Consider the following 10,823-nt stretch of genomic DNA (forward strand, 5'->3'; position numbering starts at 1 on the left):
TGGTTAAGTTTGATAGTGTTAAATTTTATTTAGGACAGGATTGGTTTTAAGTATATTGCTTGCCTCAGGTTTTAACAGCTACTCACAAACCACTTCAACCATTACTACTGAAAATGCAAGCATACAAGGTGATTACTATACTGCCGAAGCTGGAAAAATGGTATATGACCAGGATAATAAGATTACTGAACTAACAGGTGATGTATATTTTGTTACCAATGCCATTGAAATTAATGATGCTGATAAGGTAGTTTTTAATGAAGAAACAAAAGAAATTACTGCCCACGGAAATTTTACGTGGAGAATGAGGATACCAATAGAAGTTGTTGATACTAATGGCGCTAAAACACGAAGTATGATGCGTTATAAGCTTGGCGATGACAAGGCTTATCTTGAATAAGCTTTATCAATCCTTTAGAATCTGGCTTGTGTGTTCCTTGGTTTTAACATCGGTAATAACATCTTCAATACTACCTTCTTCATTAATAACAAAGGTAGTGCGGTGTATGCCATCAAAAATCTTACCCATAAACTTCTTCGGTCCCCATACGCCAAAGGCATTAATTACATTTTTGTCCTCATCAGCAATCAATGGAAAAGGCAGTGTGTACTTTTCCCTGAACTTAGCCTGCTTTTTAGCACTGTCAGCGCTTACACCAAGAAGCTCATAACCCTGCGCCCGGAAACGGTGGTAGTTGTCACGCAGGTCGCATGCTTCGGCGGTACATCCGGGCGTATCAGCTTTCGGATAGAAAAACACTACCAGTTTTTTGCCTTTATAATCTGCCAGTGTATGTTGTTTCCCATCCTGGTCAGTACCTGAAAAATCAGGAGCTTTGTCTCCTTTTTTTAGTGTTGTCATAATTTTTATCTTTGATTCTTTAGAAGATTAAAATTAATGAATGTTTAGCAATTTATAAATGCGAAAAGAAAATTTGTAAGAGACATGACAAAAGCCGAAAAAGTACAGTTCGTAATTGACACCCTCAACAACTTGTACCCTACCATACCTGTACCTTTAGACCATAAAGACCCATACACGCTCCTGATTGCGGTATTGATGTCGGCACAGAGCACTGATGTCCGTGTAAACCAGATAACACCATTATTGTTTGAACGGGCAGACAACCCTTATGATATGGTTAAGCTAAGTGTGGAGGAAATAAGGGAGATTATAAAACCTGTGGGGCTTTCGCCAATGAAAGCAAAGGGTATTTACGGGCTTTCAAAAATACTTATTGAAAAACATAACGGGCAGGTGCCGGCCAGTTTTGAAGATCTGGAAGCGTTGCCTGCCGTGGGGCACAAAACGGCAAGCGTAGTAATGAGCCAGGCTTTCGGCATACCTGCATTTCCTGTTGACACCCACATACACCGCCTCATGTACCGGTGGGGCTTAAGTAATGGAAAAAATGTGGAGCAAACCGAAAAAGATGCCAAAAGGCTTTTCCCGCGCGAGTTGTGGAACGACCTTCACCTGCAGATAATATGGTACGGGCGCGAATATTCGCCGGCAAGGGGCTGGAATCTTGAAAAAGATATAATAACTAAAACTATAGGAAGGAAAAGCGTACTGGATGCTTATAATAAAAAAACCTCCCGTTAATCAGCGGGAGGTTTTTCTTTAATTAGCAATGCTTTCAAATGTAAGGTTACCAGATGTTTTAACCACTTTTAATGCTTTTGAATAGTTAAGCAGAAAATTGATTGTTTCTTTTTTAGGTAACATTTTCTTCGGGGCTGCTAATTTCTTTTCAGAGTAGATTTTTGCCATGTATAAGTTGTTTATTTACCTATACAACGCATAGCAGCTTTTTATATTGCTCAATTCGTCAAAATAATTTTATTTTTTTCTATCACTTTTCTCAGGTTCATAAGGGCATACCGCATACGGCCCAGTGCGGTGTTGATGCTCACACCCGTAAGGTCGGCTATCTCTTTAAAGCTAAGGTCCTGGTATATACGCATCTGCAATACTTCACGCTGGTCATCGGGCAGTTCTTCTATCAGCCTTTGCAGGTCGTTTTCCACCTGGTCAGTAATAATCCTGTTCTCAATGTTCGGGCTGCTGTCCGTCATTATTGAAAATATAGAGAACTCCTCTGTTTCGCGGTACATGGGCATTTTCTTATTCTTCCTGAAATGGTCAACTATCAGGTTGTGCGAAATACGCATAACCCATGGCAGGAATTTTCCCTCTTCATTATAGGAGTTGGATTTTAAAGTCCTGATCACCTTTATAAAGGTATCCTGAAAAATGTCATCGGCAATATCACGGTCTGAAACTTTTGAGTAAATAAAACCGTAAAGTTTTGACTGGTGCCGCTTTATTAATACCGCAAGAGCATTTTCATCTCCACAGGTATAATTTTTAACCAGAACGGCGTCGGGGATTACAACATTAGCCATAGCAATAACTTTTTAGCGTTTTTTTTTTAATTTAGTCCTCCGGCAAGCCGGCAGAATTTTATCTAAAAAGTAATGTTATCCTATAAGCAATGTTAATTTGGAATTAATGATATGCCAAATATACCATAAATTATTTTTATAAAACAAGCGTAAATTAAAAATTTAACATTTTGAAGGCAATAAGCTTAATTAATAAGATATATAAGCGATATTTTGTAAGTAAAAACGTTAGCAGATTAAAACATTATCAACAGCACCCTATAGCAGTTTTTCACCCTTTCGCAGCCTGTATACTGTCCTTATCATCCTTTCCCGTTTTGTTTCTTCGCGCCTGCCCGACATAATCCATTCGCAGCACATTTTCTGCTCGCTCTTCTTTCTGTTATTAAAAGCGGCAGCTACACCTTCTTCTTCAAAAAAAGCTTTAATTTCAGCAGGCACTTCAAATACCGAATCATCCCGGTAAAGAACCACATGTACATAATCGCCTTCTTCTTTCTTTATTTTTTTGCGTATTGCTGCCTTTACAGGTAAAAATAACTGGCCGTTACCCATAGGCATCAGGTGATAGGCGCTTATTTTATAGCCGTCAATAGTACCGGAAACCTTAACCATTCCAAAAGGTATTGCTATACCTGCCTGTATTTCTGGTATGCGGGCGTAGGTCCAGCCACCTTTGCCGGAAAAACGCTCTAACAGGTATTTATTATCTACAAGGGGCTGCATGTTGTTATTGCTGAACAAAACTTATGGATATGTTATAATGGCTGCAAATGCCGCCTGTTTAAAGTAACTTTATATAAAAGGTTGTATTATGAGTACGAAAATAAAGAAAAAAGCGAAAAAGAGCAGTAGCAAAAAGAATAAACTTGGCGTTAAAAACTCACTGGTAAATAATATAAACGCCAGGAAGAAAAAAGGCATTTCACGGCCTAAGAAAAAATCAACCGTTTCAAAAAAATCCTATAAGGATATGAAGAACAAATGGGGCAAAAAGAAGAAAAAGAAAAAATAGCTTCTTATCAAACCGACTTTAATGCTTCAATAAAAAGGTCAATATCCTCACGGGTATTGTTGTGGCTTAACGATATCCTTAAAGAGGGTTTCCTGAGGTCTTCGCCCGACAGCATCTCGCTCAGCACATGAGAAGGCTTTATACTGCCTGACTGGCAGGCGCTTCCCCTGGAAACAGCAATACCTTTCATATCAAGGTGAAACAATATCATAGCTGTCTTTTCTTCCGGCAGCGGGAGCATTACATTGATGATATTATAAAACAGGCTGCTGCCTGCACCATTAATCTTATAACCCGGGAAAGCAGCATTAAGTGAGTCAATAAGGTACTCACGTAGCCCTGTTACATAAGCCTTTTCTGCTGCCAGCCCCGCGCAGGCCATTTCCAGCGCTTTAGCCATTCCTGCCACCTGGTGCACAGCTTCGGTGCCGGCCCTGAACCCTTTTTCCTGCTCGCCACCGTACAGTAACTGCTTAAGCGGGATATTTTTCCTTACAAAAGCAAAGCCCACACCCTTGGGCCCATGAAATTTATGTGCGCTTGCCACAATGAAATCTACCGGCAGTTCCTGGATATTGAACATCTCCTTCCCTATAGCCTGCACCGTATCTGACATAAAAAGGGCATTGTGGCTGTGGCACAGCTGTCCTGTAGCTTTTAAATCAAGCACTACCCCCGTTTCGTTATTTACATGCATGAGGCAAACCAGCGTATAAACATCTTCCTGCAGTAATACCTCAAGGTGTTCCATATCTACCGCCCCTGTAGCCGAAATATGTACATAATCAGCTTTTATATCATACTCTGCTGCTATTGCCTCAACAGCATTAAGTACTGCGTGGTGTTCTGCCCTGCTTGTAATGATCCGCTTAACCTTCAGGTCTTTCACGGCGCTGCGTATTATCCAGTTATCCGCCTCGGTACCTCCCGAGGTAAAAACAATCTCACGCGCTTCGGCACCAATAAGCCCCGCTATTGTTTTCCTGGCTGTTTCAAGCACGACTTTGGCACTGCGCCCGAAACTGTGCGTTGAGGAGGGATTGCCATACGTTTCGCTCATTATGCGGGCCATTTCGGCTATAACCTCCGGGCGTATAACTGTCGTAGAAGCGTTGTCAAGGTATACTCTTTTCATTACATGCAAAATTAACTAAAAACTTAACGTGGGGCAGTATGGATTATATGGTTTGAAACTAATTAAAAATACTATTTTTGCTGAAAATTATTATCAATGAAAAAGATATTTGGGATAATAACATTATTTTTCTTTCTTGGATGTGATGATGGAGACATTATTTTTAAAGACTTTAACTTTGGCACCGCTAATATACAGTCCTGCACCAACAACAGGCTTGTACTGAAAGTAAATGGCTCCCAGGCACTTATACTTGACCTTGACCCTGCTGCTTTTTATAACATTGAAACGCCTGAAGGCCAACCCAGAATCATAACTGTCAACAGCACAAACAGGGTACTTTACCGAAACTATACCTCTAACGTATCCGCCAGCGCCTTCTGCAGTAATAACCCATTAACATCATTGCCTCCTGTTGCGGAAGAATGGGTAGCGTTGCCCGGCGGCACCGTAACTGTTGAAACCATAAAACGTTTTAACGAACAGGATGTGCTTGTAGGATATAATCATATAATCAGGCTGAGCAATATTACCTTTACCCGCGGCGAGGAGACCTTAGTGTTACAGGATAATGACTTTGGCACTTTCCAGAAGGCGCTCGGATATACATTTGATTTTCTTGACGATGAAAATAATATACTGCTGAACGACTGCGGAGGCTCAGCAGAAAGGGTTTTCAGGGTTAACGGCAGCGAGACACTGCTTTTTGACCTGGCAGCAGGTACGTTTTCAACAACGCCAGGTACTGTTACTGTTGACCTTGCCAATACAGGTGATGACAACCAGGTTGTATTTACCCGATATGCCGGAAGTGCATCTAACACGTTCTTTTGCAGCTCTACACCTCCTGTAGTGCCTGTAACCGGCCAATGGTTTGCCACAGCAGGGCAGCTTACAGTAACTACAACAGAGGCAACTGCAGGCGGGTACAATCATGTAATTACATTGGTAAATGCTGTGTTTAGCAATACTATTGGCGAAACCATAATAGTAACAAACGGCACCAGCCCCGAATACAGGATAGGTACCTACAATACCAATTAATTCTATTTTGTAATACTTTATTAACAGGTTAATTACCTGTTAGGGTTTTGCTTTATATACACCTCTGTTGCTCCAAGCCCGTACTTTTGGTAATTGGCATCCTGAAAGGTAATACCCTCATATCTTCCGAGCAAAAAATCAAGCTCGGCTTTCAGTACGCCTTCGCCTACACCATGTATAAATACAACTTTGGGCATCCTGTTCTTTATGGCAAATTCAAGCTGCCTTTTTGCGGTTTCTGTCTGCAAAGTAAGTATGTCATAGTTGCTCATCCCTTTTTTATTGGGCACCAGCTTTTCAATATGCAGGTCAACTTCAAGGACAAATTCATCCCTGCGTGATTTTTTCTCTTTGATGAAGGAACGCTTTTTGGGCTCTTCTTTCTCCTTTAATATGCTTTGCGGGCTCCTGTTGCTGAAAACGCTTTTCATGTCGTCTGCAGCGCTTATTTTTACAAGTTCATGGCTGCCGAACTCAAGCAGAAAGCCTTCAGGTGTTTCAATATTTACCTTATCGCCTTTAATGCTTTTTACCCGCCCGGTGAAAGAATCATCAAGCACACTTACCTCATCTCCTACTTTAAGCTTCATCGCCGTTTTTATTATTGTTCTTGCCGGGTACCTTGTTCATTAGCTGCATCAGCCCCAGCATAAAAACAGCTATGCCTCCTACCATCAGGTACTTGTTGGGCTGCGGCTTTGACTGTTCCCACAGGGCAAGGAATGCGGCCGCGAACATCAGGATTATGTATATGGTTTTCACAATGCCAAATATAAATGAGTTGATAAAATAATAAAGGTAGCCATGCAGGGTTTTTAGCAGGCACCTCTATGAGGTAAAATTAGCCGGATCGAGTGTCATAACAACTATATTTATACCTGAAAAAACCAGGTGAAGAAGTAATTGCACAGTAAGCGTTTTGTTTAGTTTGCCTTTATTAATAATCCAGTACACTATTACAAACAGAGGAACGGCAACAGTGAAAAGTACAAAAAGTAAAGCTGACATTTCATATACAATACCAAAGAAAACATTTTCCTGCACATTGATAAATTTACTGCCCAGCCAATATATAAAAAGCAGGGGATGTACAAATTTTAATGCTTTAAAAAGGGTGACTGGCATATCTCCAATTATTGAATTTTTAACCATAGCAATAGCTGTTATTGCAAATATAAAAGAAAATCCCGCCGGAGCGGGATTCGTATTTTTTATAAAACGTTATATTACATGTTGCCCGTAGCCGATGCAATAGTTGCAGCAAAAGCAATGATACCTACAATGTAAAGCACAACACCAATAATTATGATAAGTACGATTGACTTAAAATGTGATTTCAGGTTTTTAAAAGAGTCGGTTAACTTTTCGGTATTGCTATTATTCAGTGCTGCTTTGGCATCTGCAGAAAACTTATACAGATACAAAAGAGGAAAAAAGTAAACTACGGCCATAAGGATATACAAAAGCCCTATTGCCGACATTGGGAATGGCATGGCAGAACCCATTGAAGAAGCATTGTCAACCATGCTTCCGGCGGCAAATACCATTATACCCATTAATACTAAAATGCCGAGCCCTATAAAGCCTAAAATGGCAAGTATAGAAGCCCATTTTGCGGCGCCCCTTAAAAAATCGTTAGCTACTGAATTAACCTGCAGCTCAAAAGACTCAAATGAAGATGTAGTGTTGTAATCCATGGTTAAGTTGGTTTTAATTGATTATTGTTTGGTTATTGTTCAAAATCCTCAAGTGTTTGCGTAATGATCCTTACACAATCCAGCAGCTGTTCCTCGTTCATTACAAGCGGCGGTGCAAAACGGATGATGTTGCCGTGCGTTGGCTTGGCAAGCAGCCCGTTTTCTTTCATGGCCATACAAATGTCCCAGGCCGTTGAACTGTCTTCAGTATCGTTGATTACTATAGCATTTAAAAGGCCTTTCCCCCTTACCAGCGATACAATGTTACTTTTTGCTACGTATTCGCCCAGTCTTTCGCGGAACAGCCTCCCCAGCCTTTCTGCGTTTTCGGCCAGCCTTTCTTCTTCTACTACTTCAAGGGCGGCTATGGCCACAGCGGCTGCTATAGGGTTACCGCCAAAAGTAGATCCGTGCTGGCCGGGCTTTATAACATTCATAACAGCATCATTGGCAAGTACGGCCGAAACAGGATACGCCCCGCCCGAAAGTGCCTTGCCGAGTATAAGTATATCAGGTGTAACATCTTCATGGTGCACTGCCAGCAGCTTACCGGTCCTTGCAATACCGGTTTGCACCTCATCTGCAATAAAAAGTACATTGTGCTGCTCACAAAGCTGCTTTGCCCTGGCAAGGTAGCCCTCCTGAGGCACATAAACCCCAGCTTCGCCCTGTATGGGCTCTACCAGAAAACCTGCAATGTTTTTCTCAGACTTCAGCACATCTTCCAGCGCTTTAGTGTCGTCATATGGTATTTTTATAAAACCTGCCGTATAAGGGCCGAAGTTCTTACGTGCATTCTCGTCATTAGAAAAAGAAATTATGGTAGTGGTGCGGCCGTGGAAGTTATTTTCGCATACTACTATCTTTGCTTCATGCTCAGCAATACCCTTTTTTTCATAGGCCCATTTACGGCATAGCTTAATGGCTGTTTCAACCGCTTCGGCGCCTGTATTCATAGGCAATACTTTATCAAAACCAAAATAACCTGTTATAAATTCTTCGTACCTGCCCAGCTGATCATTGTAAAATGCACGCGACGTAAGAGTGAGCGTCTGTGCCTGGCTTACCAGCGCATTTACAATTTTAGGATGGCAATGCCCCTGGTTAACGGCAGAGTAAGCCGAAAGGAAATCATAATACCTTTTGCCTTCCGCATCCCAAACATACACTCCTTCTCCACGGCTCAGCACAACAGGCAGCGGGTGGTAATTATGTGCACCATATTTATCTTCCAGAGCAATGGCATCAGCCGAACTTAATTTTTCTAAAACTGACATGAAATCAAATTTAATCTTCCTGAATATAGCAATTCCTTCTTATGGAGAGAAATCATCCATTACTATTGCAAATTAATAAAAATAAAATGATTTTTTATTTATTTAATGATAATTTCAAAAAGAAAACCCCATTCCGTTGAGAATGGGGGTATAACTGATAGATGAATATTAAAAGCTGTTATCGTCAGCGCTTGGGCCGTAGCTGCCGGGTATGGGTATATTTAGCAGCCTTAAGTAAACGCCCAGCTGCGCCCTGTGGTGTATTATTTGCGATAATGCCATGCGCATAACATCATAACGGGTACTGCGGCTGTGTATCGTATTGCCGGTACGCAACACCCATTCGTCAGTAAATGCAGCACTATCAGCTTTGGCCAGCGCCTGCAGCCCGTTCTTAAGCGACTCTTCATAATAATCCACCAACTGCCCGGTATTCTTTACATCTCTTGGCACATAGGGATTATCATTAAAATCCAGCTCATCGGTTGTCAGGGCCATAGCAATCCAGCCCGGGAGTTCGGCTACGTGTGTGGCAAGTTTTTTAAGTGTCATGCTTTTAGGATGAGGCTGCCAGCCAAATTTTTCAGGCGGAATGCGTACCAGCATCCTGCGTGTTGTTTTGGCCTCCTGCTCCATCTCGTTCTGTAGCAGGCTTACAATGTCTAATGTTATTATTTCCATGGTGTTTGTAGTTTAAATTGTTTAACACCACAAAGTAAGCCACGGGTAGTGACAACCCTATGTCAGCAGGTTTTTAGTGCCTGCAATTTTTTCAAGGCTTTTTTCCAGGAGGTATATAATCCTGTCCTTCAGCGCCTGCGGTTCAACTATTTGTATATAATCACCGAACGACAGCAGCCAGCGTGCAAGCCCGTCTTCAGGTGACTCTGTAAGGAATGTCATTTCAATACAGTCATCTTTTTCTGTTTCACTTACAAACCCGAAGTAGTGTTTCCTGTCCTGCATGTACAGCGCTACATGCTTATCTACTTTTATTACGGCTTTCTGCATGGTGAATGATGCCTTAGCCTGCTTTTTAAGATTATAATATTCCTTAAGTGAGGCACGTTCCTGCTGTGGCAGGTCGGTAAGGTGCACGCTTACTATCCGGTCAGCCCTGAACTGCCTGTAATCTTCGCGTATATGGCACCAGGCAATGGTATACCAGTTATCATGCTCATGAAAAATCCCAAGCGGTTCCACAAATCGTTCTGAAGCATGATCATTACCAAATGATTTGTAAAGCAGCTTTACAACTTTCTTTTCTGCGGTAGCTTTCAGTAGCACATCAAGGCTGTTTGGCGGCGGGGTATTGTTGCGCTTCTTTTCAAAAACTATAATGTTTTCCTCAAGGTTTTCCACGAGGTCCTTTTCGCTACCACGCAGCACGGCTTTCACTTTAAACATGGCCGATGTAAAATTCTGCCGGAGCATATCATCTGTAAACTGGGCCATAAGTTTTTCCGCAGTTACAAAAGCCATGGCCTCCTCTTTTGTAAACATTACAGGCGGCAGGCGGTAACCTTCTACCAATGAGTAGCCTACACCCGCCTCGCCATAAAGCGGCACACCGGCCTCTTCGAGCGTGCGGATATCCCTGTACACAGTGCGGAGGCTGATGCCAAACCTATCTGCAAGGTCCTGCGCCTTCACAATTTTTTTAGACTGGAGCTGGATGAGGATTGCTGTAATTCGGTCAAAGCGGTTCATGGCACAATTATATATTTCAAAGATACTAAAATTGCCTCCCGGTGAGGAGGCAACTTGTTATATTGTAAGAGGAATAAAGATCAAGCTAATGTGGCTTCCGATGTAATCTTGGTATTCAGCAATTTTGATATCGGGCAGTTTTGCTCTGCTTTGGTTACAAGCTGCTGAAACTCGCCCTCTTCAATGCCTTCAATTTTAGCATTTACGGTTAAATGCGAGCTAACAATGCTGCCGTTTTGGAAATCAATGTCACATTTGGTCTCAATTGAGGTTACGCTGTAGCCGGCCTCGTTAATAAAAGCAGTAAGCTGCATGGTAAAGCAGCCACTGTGTGCCGCTGCCACAAGCTCTTCAGGGTTTGTACCCAACTCTGACTCAAAACGTGTTTTGAATGAATATTTTGTATTGCTTAGTACACCGCTTTGGGTGGTAAGCCTTCCGTCGCCTTCTTTTAGCGACCCTTCCCACACGGCTGTTGCATTTCTTTTCATAATCCCAAAAAAGTCATTAGGAATTTAAGTTGAATTTATTTCGAA

At 41.9% G+C, this 10,823-nt stretch carries 17 protein-coding genes; 4 read left to right on the forward strand and 13 right to left on the reverse strand.

Features of this window, described 5'->3' with window-relative positions; genetic code table 11:
• Positions 1-40 precede the first annotated feature (40 nt).
• The gene (locus CHU92_RS02435) at positions 41-400 is read left to right on the forward strand and encodes an LptA/OstA family protein (protein WP_165764570.1); all 360 of its coding nucleotides are present in this window, start codon (positions 41-43) and stop codon (positions 398-400) included.
• A gap of 6 nt (positions 401-406) precedes the next feature.
• Here CHU92_RS02435 and bcp read toward each other — a convergent pair whose 3' ends face one another.
• The gene (bcp, locus tag CHU92_RS02440; protein ID WP_094412251.1) at positions 407-862 is read right to left on the reverse strand and encodes a thioredoxin-dependent thiol peroxidase; all 456 of its coding nucleotides are present in this window, start codon (positions 860-862) and stop codon (positions 407-409) included.
• A gap of 84 nt (positions 863-946) precedes the next feature.
• Here bcp and CHU92_RS02445 point away from each other — a divergent pair, with 84 nt between their 5' ends.
• Positions 947-1,606, forward strand: coding sequence for an endonuclease III domain-containing protein (locus CHU92_RS02445; protein ID WP_094412253.1), 660 nt, complete (start codon positions 947-949; stop codon positions 1,604-1,606).
• A gap of 18 nt (positions 1,607-1,624) precedes the next feature.
• Here CHU92_RS02445 and CHU92_RS15750 read toward each other — a convergent pair whose 3' ends face one another.
• The 3 genes from CHU92_RS15750 to CHU92_RS02455 all read right to left on the reverse strand — a co-directional run bounded on the left by CHU92_RS15750 (position 1,625) and on the right by CHU92_RS02455 (position 3,135).
• Complete coding sequence (locus CHU92_RS15750; RefSeq protein ID WP_165764571.1) at positions 1,625-1,774, reverse strand: hypothetical protein; 150 nt, start codon at positions 1,772-1,774, stop codon at positions 1,625-1,627.
• Between the two features lie 50 nt (positions 1,775-1,824).
• Positions 1,825-2,409: an RNA polymerase sigma factor gene (locus CHU92_RS02450; RefSeq protein ID WP_094412255.1), complete on the reverse strand. Its 585-nt coding sequence runs from the start codon at positions 2,407-2,409 to the stop codon at positions 1,825-1,827.
• Between the two features lie 258 nt (positions 2,410-2,667).
• The gene (locus CHU92_RS02455; RefSeq protein WP_094412279.1) at positions 2,668-3,135 is read right to left on the reverse strand and encodes a YdeI/OmpD-associated family protein; all 468 of its coding nucleotides are present in this window, start codon (positions 3,133-3,135) and stop codon (positions 2,668-2,670) included.
• Positions 3,136-3,223: 88 nt separating this feature from the next.
• Between CHU92_RS02455 and CHU92_RS02460 the strand changes: the two genes are divergently transcribed.
• Positions 3,224-3,424, forward strand: a complete 201-nt coding sequence (locus tag CHU92_RS02460) for a hypothetical protein (RefSeq protein WP_094412257.1) — start codon at positions 3,224-3,226, stop codon at positions 3,422-3,424.
• Positions 3,425-3,431: 7 nt separating this feature from the next.
• On the opposite strand, the gene CHU92_RS02465 is transcribed toward CHU92_RS02460, so the two are convergent.
• Positions 3,432-4,559 carry a cysteine desulfurase family protein gene (locus tag CHU92_RS02465; protein ID WP_094412259.1) on the reverse strand — a complete coding sequence of 376 codons (1,128 nt, stop codon included), beginning with the start codon at positions 4,557-4,559 and terminating at the stop codon, positions 3,432-3,434.
• 96 nt (positions 4,560-4,655) lie between these two features.
• Here CHU92_RS02465 and CHU92_RS02470 point away from each other — a divergent pair, with 96 nt between their 5' ends.
• A complete protein-coding gene (locus CHU92_RS02470; RefSeq protein WP_094412261.1) occupies positions 4,656-5,603 on the forward strand; it encodes a hypothetical protein in 948 nt (315 codons plus the stop codon).
• A 32-nt stretch (positions 5,604-5,635) separates the two neighbouring features.
• Here the strand turns inward: CHU92_RS02470 and CHU92_RS02475 are convergent, their stop codons facing one another.
• From CHU92_RS02475 to CHU92_RS02510, 8 genes are all read right to left on the reverse strand, one after another.
• The gene (locus tag CHU92_RS02475) at positions 5,636-6,193 is read right to left on the reverse strand and encodes a Smr/MutS family protein (protein WP_094412263.1); all 558 of its coding nucleotides are present in this window, start codon (positions 6,191-6,193) and stop codon (positions 5,636-5,638) included.
• The gene (locus CHU92_RS02480) at positions 6,183-6,365 is read right to left on the reverse strand and encodes a hypothetical protein (protein ID WP_094412265.1); all 183 of its coding nucleotides are present in this window, start codon (positions 6,363-6,365) and stop codon (positions 6,183-6,185) included. Before CHU92_RS02480 ends, CHU92_RS02475 begins: the two co-directional genes overlap by 11 nt.
• Positions 6,366-6,431: 66 nt before the next feature.
• The gene (locus CHU92_RS02485) at positions 6,432-6,755 is read right to left on the reverse strand and encodes a hypothetical protein (protein ID WP_094412267.1); all 324 of its coding nucleotides are present in this window, start codon (positions 6,753-6,755) and stop codon (positions 6,432-6,434) included.
• A 74-nt stretch (positions 6,756-6,829) separates the two neighbouring features.
• Complete coding sequence (locus CHU92_RS02490) at positions 6,830-7,300, reverse strand: DUF5362 family protein (protein WP_094412269.1); 471 nt, start codon at positions 7,298-7,300, stop codon at positions 6,830-6,832.
• A 32-nt stretch (positions 7,301-7,332) separates the two neighbouring features.
• Entirely contained in the window at positions 7,333-8,577 is a 1,245-nt protein-coding gene (rocD, locus tag CHU92_RS02495) for an ornithine--oxo-acid transaminase (RefSeq protein ID WP_094412271.1), read from the reverse strand.
• Positions 8,578-8,745: 168 nt separating this feature from the next.
• Positions 8,746-9,258, reverse strand: coding sequence for a DinB family protein (locus CHU92_RS02500; protein WP_094412273.1), 513 nt, complete (start codon positions 9,256-9,258; stop codon positions 8,746-8,748).
• A gap of 57 nt (positions 9,259-9,315) precedes the next feature.
• Positions 9,316-10,287 carry a helix-turn-helix transcriptional regulator gene (locus CHU92_RS02505; RefSeq protein ID WP_094412275.1) on the reverse strand — a complete coding sequence of 324 codons (972 nt, stop codon included), beginning with the start codon at positions 10,285-10,287 and terminating at the stop codon, positions 9,316-9,318.
• An 80-nt stretch (positions 10,288-10,367) separates the two neighbouring features.
• Complete coding sequence (locus CHU92_RS02510) at positions 10,368-10,778, reverse strand: OsmC family peroxiredoxin (RefSeq protein WP_094412277.1); 411 nt, start codon at positions 10,776-10,778, stop codon at positions 10,368-10,370.
• Positions 10,779-10,823: the final 45 nt, after the last annotated feature.

It is taken from the genome of Flavobacterium cyanobacteriorum (assembly GCF_002251835.1).
Taxonomy (GTDB): Bacteria; Bacteroidota; Bacteroidia; order Flavobacteriales; family Flavobacteriaceae; genus Flavobacterium; species Flavobacterium cyanobacteriorum.

Coding starts and splice junctions, on each gene's coding strand:
- bcp (WP_094412251.1), bottom strand. CDS start 862: ATGACAACACTAAAAAAAGGAGACAAAGCTCCTGATTTTTCAGGTACT.
- CHU92_RS02445 (WP_094412253.1), top strand. CDS start 947: ATGACAAAAGCCGAAAAAGTACAGTTCGTAATTGACACCCTCAACAAC.
- CHU92_RS15750 (WP_165764571.1), bottom strand. CDS start 1,774: ATGGCAAAAATCTACTCTGAAAAGAAATTAGCAGCCCCGAAGAAAATG.
- CHU92_RS02450 (WP_094412255.1), bottom strand. CDS start 2,409: ATGGCTAATGTTGTAATCCCCGACGCCGTTCTGGTTAAAAATTATACC.
- CHU92_RS02455 (WP_094412279.1), bottom strand. CDS start 3,135: ATGCAGCCCCTTGTAGATAATAAATACCTGTTAGAGCGTTTTTCCGGC.
- CHU92_RS02460 (WP_094412257.1), top strand. CDS start 3,224: ATGAGTACGAAAATAAAGAAAAAAGCGAAAAAGAGCAGTAGCAAAAAG.
- CHU92_RS02465 (WP_094412259.1), bottom strand. CDS start 4,559: ATGAAAAGAGTATACCTTGACAACGCTTCTACGACAGTTATACGCCCG.
- CHU92_RS02470 (WP_094412261.1), top strand. CDS start 4,656: ATGAAAAAGATATTTGGGATAATAACATTATTTTTCTTTCTTGGATGT.
- CHU92_RS02475 (WP_094412263.1), bottom strand. CDS start 6,193: ATGAAGCTTAAAGTAGGAGATGAGGTAAGTGTGCTTGATGATTCTTTC.
- CHU92_RS02485 (WP_094412267.1), bottom strand. CDS start 6,755: ATGGTTAAAAATTCAATAATTGGAGATATGCCAGTCACCCTTTTTAAA.
- CHU92_RS02490 (WP_094412269.1), bottom strand. CDS start 7,300: ATGGATTACAACACTACATCTTCATTTGAGTCTTTTGAGCTGCAGGTT.
- rocD (WP_094412271.1), bottom strand. CDS start 8,577: ATGTCAGTTTTAGAAAAATTAAGTTCGGCTGATGCCATTGCTCTGGAA.
- CHU92_RS02500 (WP_094412273.1), bottom strand. CDS start 9,258: ATGGAAATAATAACATTAGACATTGTAAGCCTGCTACAGAACGAGATG.
- CHU92_RS02505 (WP_094412275.1), bottom strand. CDS start 10,287: ATGAACCGCTTTGACCGAATTACAGCAATCCTCATCCAGCTCCAGTCT.
- CHU92_RS02510 (WP_094412277.1), bottom strand. CDS start 10,778: ATGAAAAGAAATGCAACAGCCGTGTGGGAAGGGTCGCTAAAAGAAGGC.